Below are 23,522 nucleotides of genomic sequence, written 5' to 3' on the forward strand. Positions count from 1 at the left end.
CTTGATTTTTCCGGGCGCGCACTTCGACAAGCCTGTCCTGAGCGAAGACGAAGGGCTCAGTGCGAACGGACTTAATCAGTGTTTCCATAAGTGATGCCCCGGCTCTTGAAAAAGCCCGGGGAGCCGATCAGGGTGCCGGCCAACTCGTTCGCCTCGGGCCGGGTGGCGAGCCAAGCCACCACGTCGCCGGTGGTTTCGGGGGTGGTGGCGTGGCGGTTGAAGTCGGCCGCAGATTCGGCACCAAACATGGCCACGGTGGCTTCGGTCACGGTGTAGCCCGGCTCCACGTTGAAGGCCCGGATGCCATCCTTGGCGTGCTCCACATGAATGAATTCGGCGATGCGGTGGAAGCCGGATTTCGGCGCGCCGTAGACAAAGCCCCAGCCGCCCTTGCCCGGTGGCGCGGGCGGGGGCGAGACGGCAGCGTTGGAGCTGAGACTGATGTAGGTGCCGCCCCCCTGCTTGATCATCACCGGCAGCACCAGACGGGCCAGGTAGGCCTGGTTCACCAGATTGCCCAGCACGCTCTTTTCCAGTTGGTCGAAGCTGAAGTCGGCGAAGGCGAACATCAGTCCCGGCCCCTGGTAGAGGGCGTTGTTCAACAGGAGATCGATGCGGCCCCACTGGGCCAGGGTCTGCTCCACCACCGCGTCCATAGTGCTGCGGTCGAGCACGTCCATCACCACCGGCAGGGCTTCCCGGCCCAGGGCGCGGATGGCGGCAGCCGTGGTCTCCAGACTGCCGGGCACGGCCACCTGCTGGCCATCGGCGGCGTAGGGCATGGTCGCCGTGCCTTCGCCTTCCTTGACGGTGCGGCCGGTGATGACCACATCGAAGCCTTCCCGGGCCAGGCTGATGGCGGCGGCCTTGCCGATGCCACGGGTGGCGCCAGTGACGATTGCAACTTTGCGCATTGTTTGTCCTTTACAGATTCAGGTTCAGAAGGCCATGCCGTTGCCGGTGATCACCGGCACGTTGGTCCAGCCCCCCTGGGGAGTGCGGTACCAGCCACCGGCCGCCAGAGCGCCGCCGTCCAGGTTGATGGTGGTGCCGCTGACCCAGCCGGAGAGTGGACTGGCGAGGAACAGGGCGCAGCCTGCCGCGTCCGCCGGGGTGCCGAAGCGGCCCAGGGGAATCCAGCGGGCGATGTGTTCCTGGTACTGGGGCGGAATCCAGACCGAGGGCTGGACCTGCTCCGATTCGGTGGTCTCCGGGGCGATCCCATTGACCCGGATGCCGCTCTGGCCCAGTTCCACCGCCAGACTCTTGGTGAAGCCGACGATGCCGGCCTTGAAGGCGGAATAGACGATGTTGATGGGGATGCCGCGGAAGGCCTCGATGGAGGAGATGCTGATGATGCTGCCGCCGGGGCCGCTCTTTTTCATCAAGGGCAGGGCGCTGCGGGTGACCTGGAAGATCTGCCGCAGGTTGATGGAAAACAGCGCGTCGAAATCCTCGTCGCTGTAGTCCTCCAGAGGCTTGACGATACCGAGGAAGTCGCCCACGTTATTCACCAGCACGTCGAGCCGGCCGTGGCGGGCCTCCACCTCGGCGATCAGGGCTTTGACCTGGGCGCTGTCGCGCACGTCGGTCACCGACACCAGGGCTTCCTGGCCCAGGGCGGCGCGGGTGGCTGCGGCCCGGGTGGGATCGATCTCCGCCACTACCACCTTGGCGCCGCACTGGTCGAAGGCTTCCGCGATACCGCGGCCGATGCCGCCACCGCCGCCAGTGACCAGCACTACCTTGCCGCTGAAATCGAGGGCGTTTTTCATGCTCATCCTTTCACCGTGGCCAGGGCCTGATCGAGGAAGCCTTCCATGTCCTCGGGGCCGCGGCAGTAGACCAGGGGCAGGATTTCCACCATGGTGATGCCCGCCGCCTTCAGGGCGGGAATCTGGGCCAGGGCTGCGGTGAGGTCCGGCGTGCCGTCGGCACGGAATACATTCGGCAGCACCACCCGGCTCTGGAAACCGGTGAAGTCCCGGCCCCGGGCGTCAAAGGCGGCGCGGATGTCGGTGAGTGCCGTGGTCAGGGCCTTGGGGTTTTGCAGCATGGGTATCCAGCCATCGGCCAGCTCCGCCATGCGCTGGCAGTTGCGGGGCGTGGGCGCGACGCCCATCCAGATGGGCAGGCGGGGCTGCACCGGCCGGGGCCACTGGTGGATGCGTTCCAGTTGCACGGTCTCGCCCTGGAAGCTCACGGGGGCGTCGGACCAGAGGGCCCGGCAGACCCGCACCTGCTCATCCATGATGCGGTAGCGCTTGTCGAAGTCGATGCCGGCGGCCTCGTATTCCTCCCGTTGCCAGCCGGTGCCGATACCGATTTCCACCCGGCCCCGGGACATCACGTCCAGGGTCGCCAACTGCTTGGCCAGCAGCACGGCGGGGCGCAGGGGCGAGATCAGGATGCCGGTGGACAGGCGGATGCGCTCCGTGGCGCCGGCAATGGCGGCCAGCACGGTGATGGGCTCGTACCACGGGGTATCCAGGGGCGCAGGGAAGTCGCCATAAGGATAGCGATCCACTTGCTCTCCCATCACCACATGATCGGTCAGGCTCACCTGGTCCGCGCCCTTGCGGTCAGCGATGCGGATCACATCGACGACGGAGGAGAAATCCCCGCCGAACCAGTTCTGCAGGCCATAGAGGCCGATGGAAAGTCGCATGCTGTCTCCTGGAAATTGTTAGGGAGATACTGATTAAGTCCGTCACACCGGCGAAAGCCGGTGTCCATTGCGTTGATTTTCCTGGATTCCGGCGTTCGCCGGAATGACGAATTGGGGCTCGTTCAGCGCATCGCTGCTTACCCCAGGAAGGCCTGGCCGCCGTCCAGGGCGATGCTCTGGCCATTCACGTAGCGGCAATCGTCGCTGCACAGGGTGGCGACGAAGCGGCCGATGTCGCCTTCGCATTCGCCGACCCGGCGCATGGGGATGGTGGCGAAGTAGGCGGCGGCTTCCGCCGGGCGGGCGGCGGCCCAGCCCTTGAGGCCTTCCGATTCGGCCAGGGGCAGGATCACGTTGGTGCGGATGCCGTCCTCGGCCCATTCGCAGGCGGCGGCCCGGGTCAGTTGGCGAATCGCTTCCTTGGTGGCGCCGTAGCAGCCATAGCCGGTGGAGTCCCAACGGCGCCCGGCGGCGCTGGCCAGGTTGATGATGTTGCCGTCGCCCTTGAGATAGGGGTAGCAGAGCTTCATCAGACGGAAGGTGGCCTGGGGGCCGGACTCCCAACCCGCCGTGAAGGCGTCGTCGGTGACCTGGTGCAGCTTGCCGTTGGGGACTTCCTGGGCGTTGTTGACCAGGATGTTGATGCCGCCGAAACGGGCCACCACGGCGGCTACGCACTGCTTGAGGGAAGCATCGCTCTTCACATCGCACTCGATGGCCAGGGCCTCGCCCCCCCGGGACTCGATCTCGCGGCAGGCATCCTCCACCTTGGACAGGGTGCGTCCCGAGACCGCCACCCGGGCGCCCTCCGCTGCCAGAGCCAGGGCGATGCCCCGACCCACGCCCTGACCGCCGCCGGTCACCAATGCCACCTTGCCTGCCAGACGCTTCATGAGTGTTTCTCCTATGGTTGGATTTTTGTTTGTCAGGGCGCCAGGGGCACGGTCTCGATCAGCCCCACGTCCAGATGACGACGGACGAAGCGCCAGGCGCCATCCTCCCTTGTCAGTTCATCATCGTAACGGATATGCCAGTCGATCTTGATTCGCATATCGCCCTTGCGCTGGACGTGGGTGGCCAGGCAGTAGCAATAACCTTCGGCCCGATCGCCCTGCACCTGGTACTCGTGGTTGTGCACCTTGTGCATGGTCCATTCGAACATGGCCGTCAGGGCATCCACATTCTGCTGGGCGTCCCGTACCTCGAAACCGGGGCCGGTGATATGGACCTGGCCGGGGCGGAAGCAACTGGCGAAGGCAGCCACGTCCCGCTGGTCGGCGGCCCGAGCGTAGCGGAACAGCAGATCCTGGATGGCGAAGCGATCCTCAATGTCTGGGCTCAAGGCAATCCCCCTCTTTTTCCGATAATGAGGCGCCAGTGTAGGGACAGGCCGTTAATCAATCAAATGAAGAATTAGAATGCGACTCTATGAATGAGGCTGATAGTCATCGACCTTCGCCAAGCGATGGGAGCAAACCATGAAAGCAATCAACACGGCCAAAATAGACCTGAACCTGCTGGTGGTGTTCGAGGCCATCTACACGGAGGGCAGCGTGACCCGGGCCAGCGCCCGGCTGAACCTGACCCAGCCGGCCATCAGCCATGCCCTGGGGCGTTTGCGGGTGCTGTTCGGTGATCCCCTGTTCACCCGCCAGAGCCACGCCATGGTGCCTACGCCCATGGCCCGCAGCATCGTCGAACCCATCGCCACCGCCTTGCGCGCCCTGGACGGCACCCTGAGCCGGGCCTTCAGTTTCGACCCGGGCAAGGCCCAGCGCACTCTGACCCTTGGGTTGCCCGGCGGCGAGGAATCCTCCTTCCTGCCCCCCCTGATGAAACGCATGCTGGAGACCTCCTGCATCGATCTGGTGACGGTGTCCTATGATCGGGTCCAACTGGAATCGCGCCTGGCCTCGGGCAAGATGGATCTGGCCCTGGACATCCTGCTGCCTCACTCCACCCAGGTGCTGCACCAGCCCCTGGCCACCGAGCAGCGGGTGGTGCTGGCCCGGCGGGATCATCCGGTGGTGGGTCCTGGCCTGGACCTGGAAACCTACCTGACACAACAACACATCCATGTGTCCTCGGCCCGCCAGGGGGACAATCTGCTGGATACGGAACTGAGCCGATTGGGCATGCAGCGACGTATCCGCCTGCGCTGCCAGGACTATCTGGCGGCCTGCCGCATCGTGGCCGAGACAGACCTGATCCTCACCATGCCGGCGGAGCTGGCCCCGGAATACCTGTCGACCCCCTACGGCAATCAGGTGTTGCCCTCTCCGGCCGACCTGCCCCTGCCGGATATGGAGCTCTATCTCTACTGGCATGGATCGGCGGACGGGGACCCGGCCAACCGCTGGTTGCGGGAGCAGATGGCCCAGGTGCTCAAGCCGGCCGTGACAACGGCCAAGGCGACCCGGTCCCCGAGTCGAGGCCGGCGCTGCGCGGCTTGACCCGGCACGGCGCGTCCTGCATGTAACCATTTCACTGACAGGGAAATGTGCGTTTATCCATGATTTCAGATTCGGCGCAGCCCCTAGAATTACTCGGCCATTTTCGGAAATCCGAGCCTGGATCGCCCAAAGGAGTTTCAGCAATGTCCATGACCCCATCCCTGCGCCAGACACTCAGCGGCATCACCATACGCAGCAAGATGCTGGTCGCGGCGGGAATCGCCCTGGGCTTCATTCTTTTTGCCGGCAATATCGCCTGGTTCGGCTACCGGGCTATCGGCGCCACCAACACCCTGTCCCTGCATTTCGCCAATGAGGCGGCGATGATGCAAAAGCTGATCCGGGACATCAACCAGCTCATCACCACCGAGGGCGCCAAGGTGGTACGGGAGCGCATCCAGGAATCCCTGGCCGGCCTGGACAGCGCCATCCAGCAGCAGGAACGGCTCGCCCCTCCGTCCATGCGGGAGCAGGCGGACAAGGTGGCCAGCGGCTGGCGCGAGGTACGCGGGGGTGTCGATGAACTGAGCCGGGCCCAGGGCATCTCGGCGGAAAACGACATGGTGTTGATCAAGATGGTCAAGCTGGTGGCGCGGCTCGATGGCATTGCCGGCGAAATCGATGCCCAGGCCAGGCTGGCCCATGAGCAGAGCGAAGCGCGCTTCCATCAGACCATGGTCAGCGTCGGCCTGGTCTTCGCCGCCCTGGCACTGCTGATGGGGGCCATTTTCTGGGTGCTGTATTCCGCCATTCTGGGCCAGTTGGGCGCCGAGCCCCAGGTGGTGAAGAATCTGATCCAGGAGCTGGCCAAGGGCAACCTGAACGTGAATGTCGCCAGCAAGACCCGGCGCCGGGGCGAGCATCTGCTCCATGCCCTGGCCGGGATGGTCAGCCGCTTCAACAACGTGATCCGCAGCATCGACGATACCAACAAGCAGATCGAGCAGTCGTCGTTCCAGATCGCCACCATGTCCCGTGACATCAACGAGAGCAACAATGCCCAGCAGAACAGCTCCTCCGATGTTTCCGAGGCCATGGACCAGCTGGGGGAGATTTCCAATTCGGTGTCCCATCTGGCGGACCAGGTGCGGGAGCGCACCCGCGCCATGCAGACCAGCGCCGGCGAGGGCATTGCCGCGGTGGAGCAGAACATCCGGGAAATGTCCCAGACCGTGGCGGAAGTGGGTCGCGCCGGAGGGCAGATGGAAGTGCTCAATTCCTCCGCCAGCGATATTCATCGCATCATCGAATCCATTTCCGACATCGCCGGCCAGACCAACCTGCTGGCCCTGAATGCCGCCATCGAGGCAGCCCGTGCCGGGGAGCAGGGACGGGGCTTCGCCGTCGTCGCCGACGAGGTGCGCAAGCTGGCCAACCGCACCGGCGAGGCCGCCAGCGAAATCACCCATATCGTCGCCGCTCTGACCCAGCAGGTGAAGTCGACCCGGGACACCATGAACGAGGTCGTCACCAGCGTCAATGACGCCCAGGCGCGGGCGCAGACTTCCGCCGAGGCGATACGGCGCATGGCCGACGAGGTCCATGCCACCGGCCAGGCCAATATCGAAATCTCCGATGTCACCCGGCAGCAGATCGACAAGCTGGGCAATCTTAACGGCCGCCTGCATTCCCTGTTCAGCACCCTGGCCGAAAGCAACAGCAAGGTGGGCGTGACCAGCACCATCTCCGACGACCTGCATCAAACCGTGATCGCCGTGGATAAGCTGGTGTCCTATTTCAAGTTCGACCACACCCCATCCGTGGAGCATCCCCCCAGCGACAAGCGGCGCGCGCCCCGCGCCCACAATGCCCTGCTGGTGCATGTGGAGGACGGCAAGCAGAAGATCGACGCGGTGACCGATGACTTCAGCCTCACCGGCATGCACCTGTGCACCACCTCTCCCTTGAGCCACGACCACGGCGACTCCCTGGTCCTGGGCCTGATGGTGCCCTCCAGCGACTTGCAGGCCTACGAGCATCAACAACCCACCCGGGTCGCCGGCAAGGTGGTCTGGAAGCGCCAGCAGGATGGGCACTTCCATTACGGCATCGAATTCTTCGGCATCGATGCCCAGGGCAAGAGCAAGATCCGCGAGTGCTTCGCCTTCTTCAACAAGCAGCCCACCTTTGCCTAGCCGCACTCTCGCAGACCCCGTCGCAGGCATGGGTTACATGGGTCGGCCGTTTACGTTTTCCCGCCGCTTGATGGTGGTCAAGTCAATGGATTCGACTCTGGCGTAGATTGTCGTGCGACGTTTTGTCGCAGGGGTGCCCGTGATTCCCTGCGACGAACCATTTTCCCAACCGTACAAGGGGCAAGACATGAGCAAGAACGACGACATGACAGGGATCACCCTGGAGGGACGCCGCAAGTTCCTGAATACCGCCGCAATCGGCGGCCTGGCCGGTGTAAGCGCATCGGTGGGGCTGATCGGCTGCAACAAGGGGGACAAGGCCGCCGCGCCGGCTGCTGCCGGAGCGGCGACCGGCGATCACAGCGGGGCCGCGCCCCATATCGCGCCGGGCCAGCTGGACGATTACTACGGCCTCTGGTCCGGCGGTCACTCCGGCGAGATGCGGGTCCTGGGCCTGCCCTCCGGGCGGGAGATTCGCCGCGTGCCGGTGTTCAACCATGATGCCCTGACCGGCTGGGGCATCACCAACGAGTCCAAGAAGATCCTTGGTGCCGATGCCAGCGGCAAGGTGCCCTACATCACCGGCGACACCCACCATGTCCATGCCTCCTACGCGGACGGCACCTACGACGGCAAATATGCCTGGGTGAATGACAAGCTGCACAGCCGTCTGGCCCGCATCCGTCTCGACACCTTCGAGACCGACAAGATCACCGAGATTCCCAATGTCCAGGGTTTCCACGGCATCTTCCCCGACAAGCGGGACCCGGTGGACCCCAAGATCAACCACACCACCCGGGTGTTCTGCGGTTCCGAGTTTTCCATTCCCCTGCCCAATGACGGCAAGGATGCCGCTGACGGGAGCAAGTACCACTCCCTGTTCACCTGCGTCGATGCGGAGACCATGGAAGTGCGTTGGCAGGTGCTGATCGACGGCAACTGTGATCTGGTGGCCACTTCCTATGATGGCAAGCTGGCCGCCACCAACCAGTACAACACCGAGATGGGGGTGAGGTACGAGGAGATGATGTCAGCGGAAAAGGATGCCTGCCTGTTCTTCAACATCGAGCGCATCGAAGCGGCGGTGAAGGCCGGCAGGACCAAGACCTACGGCGCTTCCAAGGTGCCGGTGGTGGATGGCACCAAGGCCGCCAACACCGACCCCAAGACCGCCCTGACCGCCTACGTGCCGGTGCCCAAGAACCCCCATGGCGTCAATGCCAGTCCCGACGGCAAGTACTTCATCTGTGCCGGCAAGCTCTCCCCCACCGCCTCGGTGATCGACCTGTCCCTGGTTCACAAGTACTTCGCCGGCGAGCTGAAGACCACCCAGGAAACCGTGGTGGCCGAGCCGGAGCTGGGCCTGGGGCCCCTGCACACCGCCTTCGATGGCCGGGGCAACGCCTTCACCACCCTGTTCCTGGACAGCCAGGTGGTGAAGTGGAACGTGGAGGCCTCCATCAAGGCCGCCAAGGACAAGAACGTCAAGTACGTGGTGGACCGCATCGATGTCCATTACCAGCCGGGCCACCTCAATGCCTCCATGTCGGAGACCCGGGAGGCGGACGGCAAGTGGCTGGGCGTGGGCTGCAAGTTCTCCAAGGACCGCTATCTGCCCGCTGGGCCGCTGCATCCGGAGAATGAGCAGCTGATCGACATCAGCGGCGAGAAGATGCTGCTGGTGGCCGACCACCCCGTGTGGCCCGAGCCCCACGACTTCATCATCGTGCGGCGGGACAAGATCAAGACCCGCCAGATCTACAACCTGGAGGACTTCCCCAACGCGGTGAAGGATGCCACCCAATCCCGGGTCGAGCGCAAGGGCAACAAGGTCACGGTCTATCTGGCGTCCATGGCGCCGGCCTTCAGCCTGCGGGAATTCACCGTGAAGCTGGGCGACGAGGTCACCATCATCCTCACCAACCTGGACAAGGTGGAGGATCTGACCCACGGCTTCGGTCTGCCCAAGTACGACATCAACTTCATCGTCAATCCCCAGGAGACCAAGTCGGTCACCTTCAAGGCCAACAAGCCGGGAGTGTTCTGGGCTTACTGCACCCATTTCTGCCATGCCCTGCACCTGGAGATGCGCGCTCGCATGATTGTCGAGAAGTAGTCGCGGCAACAACGCTTCACGGTAGCAAACGAGAGTTGGGGGGGCGGTAACGCCCCCCGTTTTTTTGCTGGTAGGCTTGGGGGAACGCAGATTTATTCGCCACCCCCGACGAAAGAACGTCACCCCGGACCTGATCCGGGGTCCAGTTCGTTGATGTTCCTGGATTCCGGCTTTCGCCGGAATGACGAAATTGAATTAATCAGCATTTCCCTTGGGCGAGACAAGCCTGTCAAACTGTCCGGTCGATAAGCAACATGAGCAGCAACTTGAATAGCCTTTTCCTGCGGTGCCTGTGCTGGGTGCTTTTCCTTTGCTGGACAGGTGGCGCCCTGGCCACATCCTACGAGGCCCAGTTGCCCGCGGAGTTGAACAGCTCGCCCCGGCTCTGCGATTTCGTTCCCTGCGGCGAGGTGATGCCCGGCGCCGTGGAATTCTCGGAACGCAAGGGCCGGCCTCCCTATGTGGAGGCCTACAGCCGTGTGGCGGGCAAGCGCCAGCTCATGGGCTATGTCTTCCTGTCCACCGATATCGTGGATATCCCGGCCTACTCCGGCAAGCCGGTGGTGACCCTGATCGGCATGGATGCCGAAGGCCGCTTCACCGGCTCGAAGATCCTCAAGCATTCGGAGCCCATCCTGTTGCTGGGCATCCCCGAATCGGAGCTGGTCAAATTCACCCGCCAGTACGTGGGCCGCTTCGTCGGCGACAAGCTGGAAATCGGCAAGTCCGGGCAGGACGATGAGGCCATCGGGCTGGATGCCATCACCGGCGCCACCGTCACGGTGATTGCCCAGAATCAGGTGATGCTGCGCTGTGGCGCGGAAGTGGCGAAGCAGGTGGGCATCATGAAGCCGGTGCTGCTGCCGGCGGCGAAGTTCACCGCTGCCGAGGCCCCCAGGAGCTGGCAGGAACTGATGGATGAAGGCAGCATCCAGTTCCTCGGCATCAAGCCCGAGGATGTGGGCAAGGAAGGCCGGGGCCAGGCTTATCTGGACATGTGGTTCGGCTATCTCAACCAGCCGGCGGTAGGGAAAAGCCTTCTGGGCGAGGAGGGCTACGCATCGCTGATGTCCCGGCTCAAGCCCGACGAACACGCGATCTTCATCATCGCCCGGGGCAGCGACTCCTTCAAGGGTTCCGGCTTCGTGCGCGGCGGCATCTACGACCGGGTGCAAGTGCGCCAGGGCATGGAGACCCATACCTTCCGTGACCTGGACTACCTCAACCTCTACAGCGTGGCGGCCAGCGGGGTGCCCGATTATCGGGAGTCGGCGATCTTCATCATCCGCTCCGGCAATTTCTCGGCGGCCTATCCCTGGCAACTGGTGCTGTTGGCCAACAAGGTGGATCCCGAGAGCGGCGCCCGCCAATTCACCAGCTTCCACCGGGAATACTGGCTGCCGGCCAAGTATCTGGAGGGAGGCCGCCCTCTGGTCGAGCGCACCGATCCCACCTGGCTCAAGGTCTGGAAGGGGCGCCTGCCGGAGATCATCGGCTTCATCGCCCTGCTGGCCTTCGCAGCCCTGGTCTATGGCCAGCGGGACCGGCTGGTGCGCCGTTCCACGCGCAAGGACAAGCGCTGGGTCTCCCTGCCCAAGTATTTCATCTGGACCGCCAGCATCGTCTTCGTCGGCTTCCATGCCATGGCCCAGCCCTCGGTGACCCAGGTGCTGACCTGGTTCCATGCCATGCTCTACCAGTGGAAGTGGGAGCTGTTCCTCTCCGATCCGCTGATCTTCGTGTTCTGGTGGTTCATCATCCTCAGCATTTTCTTCTGGGGCCGGGGCCTGTTCTGCGGCTGGCTCTGCCCCTTCGGCTCCCTCACCGAGATGCTCTACAAGCTGGCGGGCCGGTTGGGCCTGAAGCGCTTCCAGTTCAAGCTGCCCCAGGTCTGGCACGACCGGTTGAAGTGGCTCAAGTACGGAATCTTCTACGGTCTGCTGGGCATCTCCTTCTTCTCCATGGGTCTGGCGGAAATGCTGGCGGAGGTGGAGCCCTTCAAGACCACCTTCCTGGTGGGCCTCTTCAACCGGGCCTGGCCCTACACCCTGTTCGCCGGTTCCTTGCTGGGCATCTCCCTGTTCATCGAGCGGCCCTTCTGCAAATACCTTTGCCCCCTGGGAGCGGCCCTGGCCCTGCCTTCCACCTTCCGCTGGTTCGGTCTCAAGCGCAAGCAGGAATGCGGTCCCTGCGCCGCCTGCGCGGTGGGCTGCGGCTCCCTGGCCATTGACGCGGCGGGACGCATCGACCAGCGGGAATGCCTGCTCTGCCTGGACTGCATGGTGATGTACTACGACGACCACGCCTGCCCGCCCCTGGTCCAGGAGCGCAAGCAGCGCGGCAAGGCGGGCCAGTCCCTCACGCCCATCGGCTCCGACGGCTACTACATTCCCATCAAGCCCTTGCCCGCGGGTGCCCCTGCGCACAAATCAGCGGTGGCGGCCCGTTCCAAGGCCGACCCGACCATGCTGACCGATCCCGCCCTGCCGCCCTATGCGGACCATGAGGGCGACCTGATCGGCCTGATCGCCGCCGAAACCTGGGACCATCTGTGGCCCTGGAGCCACCACGGTTTCCAGCGCCAGCGGGCGGTCCAGGGCCTGGGCCTGGCCCTGGCGGTCACTGTCACGGTGATGTGGATACTGGCGGCCATGGGGCAGTTGTCGGAAGGGGTGGTGCTGGGCTGGTGGTTCGGCTGGAGCCTGTTCGAGGTGGTGGTGCGCCTGGGGTCCAAGCCCTACGTCAAGGAAGGTCCCTGGCTGGGCCGCCGCTACCGCAAGGCCGACACCATGGACATGGTGTGCTACGTGGGCTTCAAGAACCTGTTGATCGGGGCGGCGCTGTTCATCCTGCTCAAGCCCCTGGGCCTGTTCTGAACGGAAGACCTTGTGCGCAGTTCTTCGCTTGTTTTCCTGCTGGCCTGGGCCCTGCTCCAGGCAACCCCGGCGAGCGCCACCACCTGGCGGGTGAGCCCGGGCCTATCCATCGCCGCCGCAGTGGCGAAGGCAGCGGCAGGAGACACGGTGGAGGTGGCCGCTGGACGCTATGAGGAGCGCCTGCGCATCGACAAGCCCCTCACCCTCACCGGCATCGGCCGCCCCACCCTGGCCGGCGGCCTGGAGGGGGACACCCTTCGCATCACCGCGCCGGACGTGACCGTGCAGGGCTTCATCATCGCCGACTCGGGGGGCAGCCTGGAGCAGCAGAACGCCGGCATTTATGTGTACCCGGGTTCCCACCGGGCCCGCATTTTGGACTGCGTTTTTTCCTACACCCTGTTCGGCCTGTGGATCGAGAAGTCCGACGACGTGGAGGTGCGGGGCAACCTGATCACCGGCAAGCGCGACTTCTCCTCTTCCCAGCGGGGCAACGGCATCCAGCTCTACAACACCCGGGGCGCCCGCATCGAGAACAACCACATCAGCTACGTGCGCGACGCGATCTACGTGGATGTGAGCCACCATGCCCAATTTCGCGGCAACCGCATGCATCACTCCCGTTACGGCACCCACTACATGAACTCCTACTACAACGTCTGGGAGGACAACGAGAGCTTTCACAACCGGGGCGGCCTGGCCCTGATGGAAGTGCGCAACCAGGTGGTGCGCAACAACCGGGCCTGGGGCAATTCGGATCACGGCATCATGTTGCGCACCATCCAGGACTCCGTGGTGGAGAACAACATCGTCGCCGGCAACGGCCGGGGCCTGTTCATCTATGACGCGGAATACATCACCCTGACCGGCAACCTGATCGTGGACAACCGGGTCGGCGTGCATCTGGCCGCCGGGTCCACCCGCAACCAGGTGGAGGGCAACGACCTGATCCAGAACCAGGAGCAGGTGCGCTACGTGGCCAGCCGGGACGAACCCTGGGGCACCAAAAGCGGCAACTACTGGAGCAACTACCTGGGCTGGGACCGGGACGGCGACGGCATCGGCGATGTGCCCTACGAGGCCAGCGACCTGGTGGATCGCCTGACCTGGCGCCATCCCCTGGCGCGGCTGCTGATGGCCAGCCCGGCCTTGCAAACCCTGCGCCTGATCGCCCGGCAGTTTCCCCTGCTGCGGGCGCCCAGTGTGGTGGATACTCACCCACGGATGAAACCGGCCCGCAATGACTGGAGGCAGTGGCTTGGCAAACAATATCGTTGAAGTCCGGGGCATCGGCAAACAGTACGGCCCGGTGCGGGCCGTGGAGGCCGTGGACCTGGACATTCCCCGGGGCCAGTTGTTCGGCCTGATCGGCCACAACGGCGCCGGCAAGAGCACCCTGTTCAAGATGATGCTGGGGCTGCTGGCGCCCAGCAGCGGCCACATCCGCATCGACGGCGAGGCGGTGGAGGGCGCCGGCTTCCGCCAGGTGCGGCGCAAGATCGGCTACCTGCCGGAGAATCTGGCCCTCTACGACAATCTCACCGGCCTGGAGACCCTGGCCTTCTACGCCCGCCTCAAGGATGCGCCCCAGGCCCAATGCGCCACGCTGCTGGAACAAGTGGGCTTGGGGGAAGCCGGCCGACGCCGGGTCCGGGAATACTCCAAGGGCATGCGCCAGCGCCTGGGTTTCGCCCAGGCCCTGCTCGGCTCTCCGGCCCTGCTGTTCCTGGACGAGCCCACCAACGGCCTGGACCCGGAGGCGATCCGCGGCTTCTATCGCCAGTTGCGGGAACTCAGTGCCGGGGGCACCACCATCATCCTGACCTCCCACATCCTGGCGGAGATCCAGGAACGGGTGGATAGATTGGCGATCATGAAGAACGGCCGCATCCAGGCCGACGGCACGGTGCAGGCCCTGCGGGAATCGGTGAACCTGCCCCTGAGTTTCGAGGTGCGCATGGCGCCGGATCAGATCGAGCTGGCCCGGCTGGCCCTGGCCACCCTGCCCCTGGCAGTGGCGGCGGGAGAGGACGGCGTGGTGCGCTTCAGTTGCGAACGGGAAATGAAAATGAAGGCAGTGGAGGCCCTGGCCACCCTGGACGGGCGGGTACTGGACCTCCATGTCCATGAGCCCACCCTGGAGGATGTGTTCTTCGGCTACGCGGAGGGTCGCCATGAAGCATCTTGAACTTCGGCTGATCGCCACCCTGGCGGGCAAGGAATTCCGCGACCGGCTGCGCAACCGCTGGGTGCTGGCGGTGGCCCTGGTGTTCGCCGTGTTCGCCCTGGTGATCGCCTATTTCGGCGCGGCCCAGCAGGGGGCGGCGGGCTTTCGCTCCATCGAGCTGACCATCGCCTCCCTGGTCAGTCTGGTGATCTATCTGATTCCCCTGATCGCCCTGCTGCTGGGCTTCGACGCCATTGTCGGCGAACGGGAGCGAGGCTCCCTGGACCTCTTGCTGTCCATGCCCATCACCCGCCTGGAACTGCTCTTGGGCAAGTACCTGGGCCTGGCCGGCGCCCTGGCCCTTTCCACCCTGGCGGGCTTCGGCCTGGCGGGCCTGTTGATCTCCTATCATCTGGACCTTGCCGGCCTGTTCCATTACGCCGGCTTCATGTTGAGTTCCCTGTTGCTGGGCCTGGCCTTTCTCAGCCTGGCGGTGATGCTCTCGGTCTTCGCCGTCGACCGCACCCGGGCCTCGGGCCTGGCCATCGCCCTGTGGTTCTTTTTTGTCCTGATCTTCGATCTGCTGCTGCTGGGGGGTCTGGTGGCCAGCGGCGGCCAGTACGGCGGAGAAATCTTTCCCTATCTGCTGCTGCTCAATCCCGCCGACATCTATCGGGTGCTCAATGTGTTCAGCATGGAGGAGGTGCGCACCCTCTACGGCCTGTCCACCGTCTTTCCCGGCGCCCTGGCCAACCCCTGGCTGCTGGGCGGCCTGATGGGACTGTGGATCGCGGCGCCCCTGTCCATCGCCTACTGGAGGTTCCGTCCGTGATACCCAATCGCTATTCGCTGTTCCTGATCTTCGCCTTGCTGGCGGGCTGTAGCCCCCAGGGCGGGGGCGGCACCCAGGCCCTGGATTTCAGCCAGGACACCGCCTGCGCCCTGGACGGCATGGTGCTGGCCGAGTTCCCCGGCCCCAAGGGCCAGATCCACTATGAAGGGGCGTCCCCCGAATTTTTCTGCGACACCGTGGAGGTGCTGGCGGCCCTGCTCCAGCCCGAACAGGCACGCAAGGTGAAGGCGGCCTATGTGCAGGACATGGGGACAACGGATTGGGAAAAACCCCGGGGCCACTGGGTCGAGGCCCGCCAGGCTTTTTACGTCAAGGACAGCAGCTTGCGCGGTGCCATGGGGCCTACCCTGGTCAGCTTCGCCAGCGAGGCGGCGGCGAAGGCCTTTGTCGCCAAGCAGGGCGGCACCGTGCTGCGCTTTGCCCAAGTGACGCCGGACATGGTGCACCTGGACGGCGGTGCCTTGCACGACAAGGGGATGTGAGCGCTGTCTTGTCAGGCTGGCGCTTCGGCGCTGTTCAGCGTGGCGGCGGGTTTTCCTGCCAGCCGCCCCCCAGGGCCTTGAACAGATTCACCGCCGCGGTCAGCCGGGCCTGGCGGGTGCCGGCGTGGGCCTGGCGGGCTTCGTCCTCGGCCCTTTGCGCTTCCAGGACCTGGGCGTAGGCGGAATACCCCGCCTCATGACGAACACGCATCAACTGTAGCGCCTTGCGGGCGGAACTCAGCCGGGCGGACTGGGCCTGTTCCGCCTCGGCATCTTCCCGGACCTCCACCAGGGCGTCCCGCACCTCCTTGAAGGCGCTATGGACGGCTTTCTGGTAGTCCGCGGTGGCCTGGCGCTGACGGGCCGTGGCCTGGTCCACCTGAGCCGAATGGCGGCCCGAATCCAGCAAGGGCATGGTCAGGCCCAGGGCCAGGGAGCCGGTGCCCGAGGCGGTGGAGAACAGGCTGTTCAAGGCCTTGCTTTCGCTGCCCAGGCTGCCGGTGAGGGACAGGGTGGGGAACAGGGCGGCCTTCACCACGCCGATCTGGGCATTGGCGGCGATCAGGGCCTCCTCGGCCTGGCGCACATCGGGCCGTGCCTCCAGCAGGCTGGAGGGCAGTCCGGGGGGCGGCAGCGGGGGCAGGGGCAGTTGCTCCAGATCGCCGGGGGCCAGGGCCAGCTCGGGCTGTCCGACCAACAGGCCCAGCTGATGCTCGACCTGCGCCCGCTGCCGGCGCAGGCTGGCGCTCTGGGCCTGGGCCGCTGCCAGGGCGTTCTCGGCCTGGTATAGCTCCAGGGGTGAAACCGCGCCGGCTTCCAGCCGGCTTTGCATGATTTTGCGGGAGGCAGACTGGCTGGCCTCGCTGTCGGCGGCGGCCACCACCTGGACATCCAGGGCCCGCAGGCTCAGATAGCGGGTGCTAACCTGGGCGGCAATGGAAAGCCGCACCGTGTCCCGGGCGTAGCGTCCGGCCAGGGCCTGGGCCCGGGAGGCTTCATCAGCCCGGCGCAGGCGGCCCCAGACATCCAGCTCGAAGGTCGTGGTGAGGGCAGCCTTGCGATTGTCCCGCAGCACCGGCGTGCCCGGTGGCATCGGAGTGGCAGTGGCGGTGCTGGCACGGGTGCGGCTGGCGCCGGCCTCCAGCTTCACTTCCGGAATCAGGGCGGCACCGGTTTCGCGCATCGCTGCGTCGGCTTCCTCCATGCGCGCCACGGCAGCCAGCAGATCGGCGTTGCCGCCCAGGGCCTGTTCCACCAGCCGGTCCAGCACGGGGTCGCCGAACAGTTTCCACCACTGGGATGCCACCGGAACGGCGGTCTGGTTCGACGTTTGGTCGTAGCGGATCGGCAGGGTGGAGGCACTGGCAGGACGCTGGTAATCGGGGCCGATGGCGCAGCCCCCCAGGAGAGCTGCGCCAGCAGCGGCGATGAGGATTCCATTCAGGTTCATGCTTCGTCCCCTGAGTCGGTGGCGTGAGCATGGCCGGCGGGAATCACCTGTTTGCCCCGTTCCAGCCACTTGAAGAACAGGGGCACGAACAGGATGGCGACGAAGGTGGCCACCAACATGCCGCCAACGACCCCGGTGCCCATGGAACGCCGTGCCGCCGCGCCGGCGCCGCTGGAAATGGCCAGGGGCAGCACCCCCAGGATGAAGGCCAGGGAGGTCATGATGATGGGGCGGAAGCGCAGGCGGGCGGCCTCCAGGGCCGCCGCCACGGTATCCATGCCCTCGGCCCGTTTCTGGGCGGCGAATTCGACGATCAGGATGGCGTTCTTGGCCGCCAGTCCGATCAGCACCACCAGGCCGATCTGGAAGTAGATGTCATTGGCCATGCCCCGCATCAGGATGGCCAGGAGCGCCCCGACCAGGGCGAAGGGCACGGCCATGATCACCGCCAGGGGCAGGGACCATTTCTCGTACTGGGCCGCCAGGATCAGGAACACCATGACGATGGCGAAGACGAAGGCCTGCACTGAAGAACCGCCGGAATACTTTTCCTGCAGGGCCTGGCCGGTCCAGGCCAGGGTATAGCCCTCGGGCAGGGTCTCCCGGGCCACTTCCTCGACGACGCTGATGGCCGTACCGGAACTGAGACCGGGCGCTGCGCCGCCCATGATCTTGGCCGCCAGGAAGCCGTTGTAGCGTTCCAACTGCTCGGGACCGACAATGCGGCGGACCTTGATCACCGCGCCCAGGGGAATCATGGTCTGGGTCGTGGCGCTGCGCACATAGACCTTGGTCAGATCCTCGGGGCGGCTGCGGTAATGGCTCTCGGCCTGCAACTGCACCTTGTAAACCTTGCCGACCCGGTTGAAGTCATTGACGTAGAGTTCCCCCATGGTGCTTTGCAGGGTCTCGTAAATGGCGGGGACGGGGATCCCCATGGCCAGGGCCTTGGCTTCATCCACTTCCACATGGAGCTGGGGCACGTTGGCGCGGAAGAAGGTATTGATCTGGGCCAGTTCGGGCCGGGCCCGCAGGGCCTGAACAAACTGCTCCAACACCTCGGACAGCTTCGCCGGATCAGCGTCGGCCCGGTTCTGCAGATAGGCCTCGAAGCCCCCTGCGCTGCCCAACCCCATGATGGGGGGAGGATTGAAGGTGAGACCAATGCCATCGGGCAGCGTCATGCCATAACCCATGAACAGCCCCGTCAGCTCCTGGGCGCTCTGGCTGCGCTGGGACCAGGGCTTGAGCTCGATGATCATGGTGGCATTGTTCGACTGGTTGGCACCGCCGATCAGGTCGACGCCACGGATGACGCCGGTGTATTCGACGCCCGGATTGGCGGCGACCATGTTGCGCAAGCGTTCTCCGGCCTCGGCGGTACGCTGGAGGGAGGCCCCATCCGGCAGCCTGATGGCAGCAACCAGCCGGCCCATGTCCTCAGACGGCACGAACCCTCCCGGGACGATCTTCAGCAAGGCCGCCACAACAACCAGCACACCGACAAACAGCAGCAGGGCCAGTCGGCCATGGGCGAGGATGCGGCCCACGGTGGTGGTGTAGAAATTAGTGAAGCGGTTGAAAGCCCGGTTGAAGGGCCGGAACAGGGGCGCCTCCTCATGGATGGGCTTCAGCAGCAGGGCGCACAGGGCCGGCGTCAGGGTCAGGGCAACGATCCCGGAAATGACCACGGACACCGCCACCGTCACCGCGAACTGCTGGTAGAGCTTGCCGGAAATGCCGCCGAGGAAGGCCACCGGGATGAACACGGCGCAAAGCACCAGTACGATGGCCACCACCGCACCAGAAACCTCCCGCATGGATTCCACCGCCGCCGCATAGGGGCTGAGTTTTTCTTCCGACATCAGGCGCTCGACGTTTTCCAGCACCACGATGGCATCGTCCACCACGATGCCGATGGCCAGCACCATGGCAAACAATGTCAGGGTGTTGATGGAAAAACCGAACAACCAGAGGCCGGCGAAAGTGCCGATCAGGGACACCGGCACCGCCACCATCGGGATCAGTGTGGCGCGCCAGTTTTGCAGGAACAGGAACACCACGCCCACCACCAGCAAGGCTGACTCCAGGAGGGTCAACACCACTTCGTGGATGGATTCGCTGATGAACAGGGTTGAGTCCGATGGAATATCGTAATCCACCCCTTCCGGGAATTGCCGGGACAGCTCCCGAAGCTTGCCGCGCACGGCCTTGGCCACTTCCAGGGCATTGGCGCCGGATTGCAGATATACCGCCATGCCCACCACCGGCTTGCCGTGGAAGGCGACGTCGTAGACGTAACTGGCGGAACCCAGCTCCACCCGGGCCACATCCCGCAAACGCAACATGCCCCCGGGTCCGTCGGCCCGGATCACGATGTTGCCGAACTCCTCGGGGCTGGACAGCCGGCCCCGGGCCGTGACCGTGTAAACCAGCATCTGATCCTTGGAGACAGGCTCCTGGCCGATCTTGCCGGCGGCATTCTGGCTGTTCTGGGTCCTGATGGCAGTCGCGATGTCGCTGGTGGTGACGCCCAGTTGGGCCATGCGATCGGGGCGCAGCCAGACCCGCATCGAGTAGTCCTTGGCACCCAGGATCACGGCATCGCCCACGCCATGGAGACGCTTGACCTCCTCCAGCACATTCAAAGAAATGTAGTTGGAGAGGAACAGGGAATCGTAGCGTTTGTCCTCGGAGAAGAAGATGTTGATCATCAGGATGTCAGGGGAGCGCTTCTGCACCACCACCCCGTTGCGTCGCACTTCCTCCGGCAAGTGGGGCTCGGCGAGCTTGACCCGGTTGTTGACGTTGACCGCGGCGATCTCCGCATCGGTGCCCGCTTCGAAGGTGGCATTGATGTTGAGAGTGCCGCTGGAAGCCGAGGAGGAGCTGTAGTAGAGCAGGCCTGGTATTCCGTTCAGCTGGTCCTCAATGGGCGCCGCCACGGTCTTGGACACGGTGTCCGCCGAGGCGCCCGGGTAGCTGGCGCTGATGAATATCGAGGGGGGCGCGATTTCCGGATACTGGGCGATGGGCAGGCCTCGGGAGGCGACCAGGCCGGCGATGACGATGACGATGGAAATGACCGCGGAGAAAATGGGCCGCCGGATGAAGAAGCTGGACATGGCGCTGGCCCTATTTCTGCGGGGCAGGGGAAGTCGGGGTGGCGTTGCCGGGCGCTTCCGGTGGATGGGGCTTTACCGGCGCATTGGGACGCAGCTTGAGGATGTTGTCCACGATCACCTGGTCGCCCGCCTTGAGTCCCCCCAGGATCACCCAATCCCGACCATGCCAGTCGCCCGTCTGAACGGGGCGGGGCTCCACCTTGTTCTCGGCATTGGCCACCATGACCAGGGTGCCCTGGGCGGCCTGGACCACGGCGGCCTGGGGCACCAGGAACACGCCATCCCGGGTTCCCGTGGCGAGCCTTACCCGCACGAACTGCCCGGGGAGCAGAAGGCCATCCGGATTGTCGAACTCGGCCCGCATCTGTCGGGTACCCAGCACCGGGTCCATCTGGGCCGAGAGGAAGTTGATGCGCCCCTTGTGGGGATGGACGCTGCCATCAGGCAGCACCAGTTCCACGCTGGCGACAGACTTGGCGATCAGCCGGCCACCGGGGATGCGGGCGATGTCGCTGTCGGACAGGCCGAAGCGCACCCAGAGGGGATTGATCTGGTGCAAGGAGGTCAGCAGGCTATCGTTGCCGGTGCCGATCAGGTTGCCTTCGGACTTCACCGCCCGCCCGGCGATGCCGGCTTCCGGGGCCGTCACCGTGGTGTAGGACAGGTTCAGTTCGGCCTGGCGCAGGGCGGCCTGGGCGATGGCCTGATTCGAAGTCGCATCCTCGTATTCCTTGCGACTGACGGCCTGTTGCTCGAGCAGACCCTTGAGCCGGTTGGCTTCCCGGGTTGCCTGCTCGGACTTGGCCTTGGCCTCGGCCAGGGCGATCTCATAGGGGGCACGGTCGATCTGGAACAGGGGCTGACCAACCCGTACTGCTGAGCCTTCCTGATACAGGTGCTTGACCAACAGGCCGCCGACCCGGGCTCGCACCTCCACTTCCCGGGAGCCTTCGGTCTGGCCGGTCACTTCGAGCGTAACGGGCACGCGGGTGGACTGGACCGCCAGCACCGTCACCGGCAGGGCCTGCATGGGCCCCTGAGGTGACTTGGGCTCGGGACGGGAGCAGGCGCTGACGAGCAGACAAAACAACAGGGCGGACAGGCCGGCGACAGGCTGGCGAATGTTGGGGGCGAACATGGCGGATTCTTCCGATCGGATTTTCAGCACATTATATACATCCGTGTTTGTATGTAAAATGGCGAAATGTAACGGCTGGTTGCCTGGTTTATGGAGAAGGAATGGCACGCAAGACCAAGGAGGAAGCGGAACATACCCGCGACCGGATCATCGACGCGGCCCAGCGGGTATTCCACGATCGGGGCGTGAGTCGCAGCAGCCTGGAAAAGGTAGCCCAGGCGGCCGGCGTGACCCGGGGTGCGGTGTACTGGCATTTCGCCAACAAGACAGAACTGTTCTTCGCCATGCGGGAGCGCATGTCCCTGGACCTGTTCGCCCGCACCGAAGCCCTGCTCTTGTCGGAAACCATTGCCGATCCCCTGGATGCCATGGAAGCGGCGATGAAGGAGTTCTTCCGGATACTGGAGGAGCGTCAGGACGTACGTCAGGTATTCGAAATCATCTTCCTGCGCTGCGAATACGTGGATGAGTTCGCCCGGGTGCAGGAGGAACTCAAGAAGCCGGCCTACGACTTTCTCGACAAGGTGAACGCGGTCTATCGACGAGCCGCGGCCCAGGGCACCCTGCGCGCCGGCCTGGCACCGGAACGGGCGGCGCGGGATACCTGGATCTTCATGGGCGGGCTGATCCACCACATCGTCGAGAGTCCCTGTCGCGAGGGTTGGCTGGAATGCACCGGCGAACTCGTTGCCAATCACGTCGCCTTGCGCCGCAACCCGGCGACGGCCCGCTGAATTCCTGCCCGGTCGTCAGACGCCCCAGACCACGGGTTTCTTCCCCTTCTCCGCCCACTCCAGCAACTCCAGCAGGGGCGCGCCCCGCTGACTAAGACTGACGAAGGGTCGCTGGCTGCCATTGGGAGTCTTTTCCTCGGCCGGCCGCTCCTCTTCCGCCACGCCCTGCCAGCGCGCCTTGTCGGCGGCAATGGCGGCCCGCAAACGGGCAATCGCCTCGGGCAACTGCTCCACGGTGACGATGCCCTTTTCACCGGGTTCCTTGCCCATGGCTTCCATCATCTGCCGGGCCACATCGCCGAACATGATCACGTCGCCGGCGGCAGCGGATTTGAAGGTGACGATCATGATGTCTGCTCCTGTATCCAGTTCAACAATCGGTCCGCCCCCCGGCGCCAGTCCCGTTCCAGCATCATGCCATGACCGATGCCCGGCAGGATTTCGGCCTCCACCCCATAGCTGCGGGCGGTCATGTGGGCGGTGGACGGCGCCATCAGGTGGTCCAGCTCGGCCCCCAGCACCAGCAGCCGGGGCCGACCCGCCGCATCCCGGGGCAGGTGGCCCAGTATCTTTGCGGTGCGGGGCAGATCGAACAGACTCATGTCCCAGATGGCCCGCTGGGACTCGGTCTGGCACAGGCGATAGAAGCGCTGCAACTGATCGGCATCCACGGGTTGCGCGAAGAGGGCGTCCTTCAGGGTGTCGAGGGAGGTCTGGCCGCCGCCCAACAGATTGTTGATCTCCACCAGCAGGGTCGGGCGGGAGAACAGCATGCCCAGGGTGGCCGACATCAGGCCCTGGGGCGGCACCGTGCACAGCAGGGCTGCGCCCGGCGCGTCAAACTGCTCCAGATATTTCTGCACCACGTAACCGCCCATGGAATGACCGATCAGCAAGGGCGGCGCGGGCAGACGCAGCACCACTTCGCGCAGGTCCGCCACATAGTCGGCGATGGACAGATGATCCAGTCTTTCCCGCCCCCGGCTGCGTCCGTGGCCGGACAGGGAAAGGGCGTGGGCGGCGTGGCCCGCCCCGGCGAAATAAGGCAGAAACTGCTCCTCCCAGCACCAGGCACCGGCAAAGGCGCCATGAACGAACAGTAGGGGCGTGGAGGTAACGGCAGTCTCTGGCAGGTGGCTCAGGACTTCAAGCTCGGTGTTCGGTGGAGTCAAGGCGGGTCGGGAGGCTGTGGGATAGCCGGGGATTCTAGAGCGAGACAGTCGCGGAGGGCACTCCCCCTCAAACCGTCGTCCCGGCGCAGGCCGGGACCCAGTTTGCGCACCAAAATCTGGATTCCGGCTTGCGCCGGAATGACGAGAGGGCCG

The 23,522-nt window shown here is 64.8% G+C and carries 19 protein-coding genes; 9 read left to right on the forward strand and 10 right to left on the reverse strand.

Features of this window, described 5'->3' with window-relative positions; translation table 11 throughout:
- Window positions 1-71: 71 nt before the first annotated feature.
- The 5 genes from DENOEST_RS17790 to DENOEST_RS17810 form a co-directional block, all read right to left on the reverse strand.
- Window positions 72-914: an SDR family NAD(P)-dependent oxidoreductase gene (locus DENOEST_RS17790; protein WP_145770468.1), complete on the reverse strand. Its 843-nt coding sequence runs from the start codon at window positions 912-914 to the stop codon at window positions 72-74.
- A 24-nt stretch (window positions 915-938) separates the two neighbouring features.
- The gene (locus DENOEST_RS17795) at window positions 939-1,775 is read right to left on the reverse strand and encodes an SDR family NAD(P)-dependent oxidoreductase (RefSeq protein ID WP_145770467.1); all 837 of its coding nucleotides are present in this window, start codon (window positions 1,773-1,775) and stop codon (window positions 939-941) included.
- Window positions 1,776-1,777: 2 nt separating this feature from the next.
- Window positions 1,778-2,668: a TIGR03619 family F420-dependent LLM class oxidoreductase gene (locus DENOEST_RS17800; protein WP_145770466.1), complete on the reverse strand. Its 891-nt coding sequence runs from the start codon at window positions 2,666-2,668 to the stop codon at window positions 1,778-1,780.
- Window positions 2,669-2,805: 137 nt separating this feature from the next.
- Entirely contained in the window at window positions 2,806-3,561 is a 756-nt protein-coding gene (locus DENOEST_RS17805) for an SDR family NAD(P)-dependent oxidoreductase (protein WP_145770465.1), read from the reverse strand.
- 32 nt (window positions 3,562-3,593) lie between these two features.
- Window positions 3,594-4,010: a nuclear transport factor 2 family protein gene (locus DENOEST_RS17810; RefSeq protein WP_170228170.1), complete on the reverse strand. Its 417-nt coding sequence runs from the start codon at window positions 4,008-4,010 to the stop codon at window positions 3,594-3,596.
- Between the two features lie 136 nt (window positions 4,011-4,146).
- Here DENOEST_RS17810 and DENOEST_RS17815 point away from each other — a divergent pair, with 136 nt between their 5' ends.
- The 8 genes from DENOEST_RS17815 (at window position 4,147) to DENOEST_RS17850 (ending at window position 15,750) form a co-directional block, all read left to right on the forward strand.
- Window positions 4,147-5,121, forward strand: a complete 975-nt coding sequence (locus DENOEST_RS17815) for a LysR family transcriptional regulator (protein ID WP_197970654.1) — start codon at window positions 4,147-4,149, stop codon at window positions 5,119-5,121.
- 143 nt (window positions 5,122-5,264) lie between these two features.
- Window positions 5,265-7,256: a methyl-accepting chemotaxis protein gene (locus DENOEST_RS17820; protein ID WP_170228169.1), complete on the forward strand. Its 1,992-nt coding sequence runs from the start codon at window positions 5,265-5,267 to the stop codon at window positions 7,254-7,256.
- A 187-nt stretch (window positions 7,257-7,443) separates the two neighbouring features.
- The gene (nosZ, locus tag DENOEST_RS17825; RefSeq protein WP_145770462.1) at window positions 7,444-9,372 is read left to right on the forward strand and encodes a TAT-dependent nitrous-oxide reductase; all 1,929 of its coding nucleotides are present in this window, start codon (window positions 7,444-7,446) and stop codon (window positions 9,370-9,372) included.
- Between the two features lie 254 nt (window positions 9,373-9,626).
- Complete coding sequence (locus DENOEST_RS17830) at window positions 9,627-12,248, forward strand: NosR/NirI family protein (RefSeq protein WP_145770461.1); 2,622 nt, start codon at window positions 9,627-9,629, stop codon at window positions 12,246-12,248.
- Between the two features lie 12 nt (window positions 12,249-12,260).
- Window positions 12,261-13,526, forward strand: coding sequence for a nitrous oxide reductase family maturation protein NosD (locus DENOEST_RS17835; protein ID WP_145770460.1), 1,266 nt, complete (start codon window positions 12,261-12,263; stop codon window positions 13,524-13,526).
- Complete coding sequence (locus tag DENOEST_RS17840) at window positions 13,507-14,436, forward strand: ABC transporter ATP-binding protein (protein WP_232096533.1); 930 nt, start codon at window positions 13,507-13,509, stop codon at window positions 14,434-14,436. The genes DENOEST_RS17835 and DENOEST_RS17840 overlap by 20 nt, the downstream gene beginning before the upstream one ends.
- Complete coding sequence (locus DENOEST_RS17845; protein WP_145770458.1) at window positions 14,423-15,247, forward strand: ABC transporter permease subunit; 825 nt, start codon at window positions 14,423-14,425, stop codon at window positions 15,245-15,247. Before DENOEST_RS17840 ends, DENOEST_RS17845 begins: the two co-directional genes overlap by 14 nt.
- Entirely contained in the window at window positions 15,244-15,750 is a 507-nt protein-coding gene (locus DENOEST_RS17850; protein WP_232096534.1) for a nitrous oxide reductase accessory protein NosL, read from the forward strand. Before DENOEST_RS17845 ends, DENOEST_RS17850 begins: the two co-directional genes overlap by 4 nt.
- Window positions 15,751-15,784: 34 nt before the next feature.
- Here the strand turns inward: DENOEST_RS17850 and DENOEST_RS17855 are convergent, their stop codons facing one another.
- From DENOEST_RS17855 to DENOEST_RS17865, 3 genes are read right to left on the reverse strand one after another with little or no spacing between them, the layout of a single operon-like run.
- On the reverse strand, window positions 15,785-17,200 hold the full coding sequence (locus tag DENOEST_RS17855; protein ID WP_145770457.1) for an efflux transporter outer membrane subunit: 1,416 nt from the start codon (window positions 17,198-17,200) through the stop codon (window positions 15,785-15,787).
- Window positions 17,197-20,325 (reverse strand): efflux RND transporter permease subunit, encoded by a 3,129-nt coding sequence (locus DENOEST_RS17860; RefSeq protein ID WP_145770456.1) that lies wholly within the window; start codon window positions 20,323-20,325, stop codon window positions 17,197-17,199. The genes DENOEST_RS17855 and DENOEST_RS17860 overlap by 4 nt, the downstream gene beginning before the upstream one ends.
- 10 nt (window positions 20,326-20,335) lie before the next feature.
- The gene (locus DENOEST_RS17865) at window positions 20,336-21,463 is read right to left on the reverse strand and encodes an efflux RND transporter periplasmic adaptor subunit (RefSeq protein ID WP_145770455.1); all 1,128 of its coding nucleotides are present in this window, start codon (window positions 21,461-21,463) and stop codon (window positions 20,336-20,338) included.
- 101 nt (window positions 21,464-21,564) lie between these two features.
- Here DENOEST_RS17865 and DENOEST_RS17870 point away from each other — a divergent pair, with 101 nt between their 5' ends.
- A complete protein-coding gene (locus tag DENOEST_RS17870; protein ID WP_145770454.1) occupies window positions 21,565-22,197 on the forward strand; it encodes a TetR family transcriptional regulator in 633 nt (210 codons plus the stop codon).
- Window positions 22,198-22,212: 15 nt separating this feature from the next.
- Here the strand turns inward: DENOEST_RS17870 and DENOEST_RS17875 are convergent, their stop codons facing one another.
- On the reverse strand, window positions 22,213-22,545 hold the full coding sequence (locus tag DENOEST_RS17875; protein ID WP_145770453.1) for a DUF1840 domain-containing protein: 333 nt from the start codon (window positions 22,543-22,545) through the stop codon (window positions 22,213-22,215).
- Window positions 22,542-23,369, reverse strand: a complete 828-nt coding sequence (locus tag DENOEST_RS17880) for an alpha/beta hydrolase (RefSeq protein ID WP_145770452.1) — start codon at window positions 23,367-23,369, stop codon at window positions 22,542-22,544. Before DENOEST_RS17880 ends, DENOEST_RS17875 begins: the two co-directional genes overlap by 4 nt.
- Between the last annotated feature and the right edge of the window lie 153 nt (window positions 23,370-23,522).

Origin of the sequence: Denitratisoma oestradiolicum (assembly GCF_902813185.1) — a bacterium.
Taxonomy (GTDB): Bacteria; Pseudomonadota; Gammaproteobacteria; order Burkholderiales; family Rhodocyclaceae; genus Denitratisoma; species Denitratisoma oestradiolicum.

Excerpts from the sequence above, each read along its gene's own strand:
- DENOEST_RS17790 (WP_145770468.1), bottom strand. The coding sequence starts at position 914 with ATGCGCAAAGTTGCAATCGTCACTGGCGCCACCCGTGGCATCGGCAAG.
- DENOEST_RS17795 (WP_145770467.1), bottom strand. The coding sequence starts at position 1,775 with ATGAAAAACGCCCTCGATTTCAGCGGCAAGGTAGTGCTGGTCACTGGC.
- DENOEST_RS17800 (WP_145770466.1), bottom strand. The coding sequence starts at position 2,668 with ATGCGACTTTCCATCGGCCTCTATGGCCTGCAGAACTGGTTCGGCGGG.
- DENOEST_RS17805 (WP_145770465.1), bottom strand. The coding sequence starts at position 3,561 with ATGAAGCGTCTGGCAGGCAAGGTGGCATTGGTGACCGGCGGCGGTCAG.
- DENOEST_RS17815 (WP_197970654.1), top strand. The coding sequence starts at position 4,147 with ATGAAAGCAATCAACACGGCCAAAATAGACCTGAACCTGCTGGTGGTG.
- DENOEST_RS17820 (WP_170228169.1), top strand. The coding sequence starts at position 5,265 with ATGTCCATGACCCCATCCCTGCGCCAGACACTCAGCGGCATCACCATA.
- nosZ (WP_145770462.1), top strand. The coding sequence starts at position 7,444 with ATGAGCAAGAACGACGACATGACAGGGATCACCCTGGAGGGACGCCGC.
- DENOEST_RS17830 (WP_145770461.1), top strand. The coding sequence starts at position 9,627 with ATGAGCAGCAACTTGAATAGCCTTTTCCTGCGGTGCCTGTGCTGGGTG.
- DENOEST_RS17845 (WP_145770458.1), top strand. The coding sequence starts at position 14,423 with ATGAAGCATCTTGAACTTCGGCTGATCGCCACCCTGGCGGGCAAGGAA.
- DENOEST_RS17855 (WP_145770457.1), bottom strand. The coding sequence starts at position 17,200 with ATGAACCTGAATGGAATCCTCATCGCCGCTGCTGGCGCAGCTCTCCTG.
- DENOEST_RS17860 (WP_145770456.1), bottom strand. The coding sequence starts at position 20,325 with ATGTCCAGCTTCTTCATCCGGCGGCCCATTTTCTCCGCGGTCATTTCC.
- DENOEST_RS17865 (WP_145770455.1), bottom strand. The coding sequence starts at position 21,463 with ATGTTCGCCCCCAACATTCGCCAGCCTGTCGCCGGCCTGTCCGCCCTG.
- DENOEST_RS17870 (WP_145770454.1), top strand. The coding sequence starts at position 21,565 with ATGGCACGCAAGACCAAGGAGGAAGCGGAACATACCCGCGACCGGATC.
- DENOEST_RS17875 (WP_145770453.1), bottom strand. The coding sequence starts at position 22,545 with ATGATCGTCACCTTCAAATCCGCTGCCGCCGGCGACGTGATCATGTTC.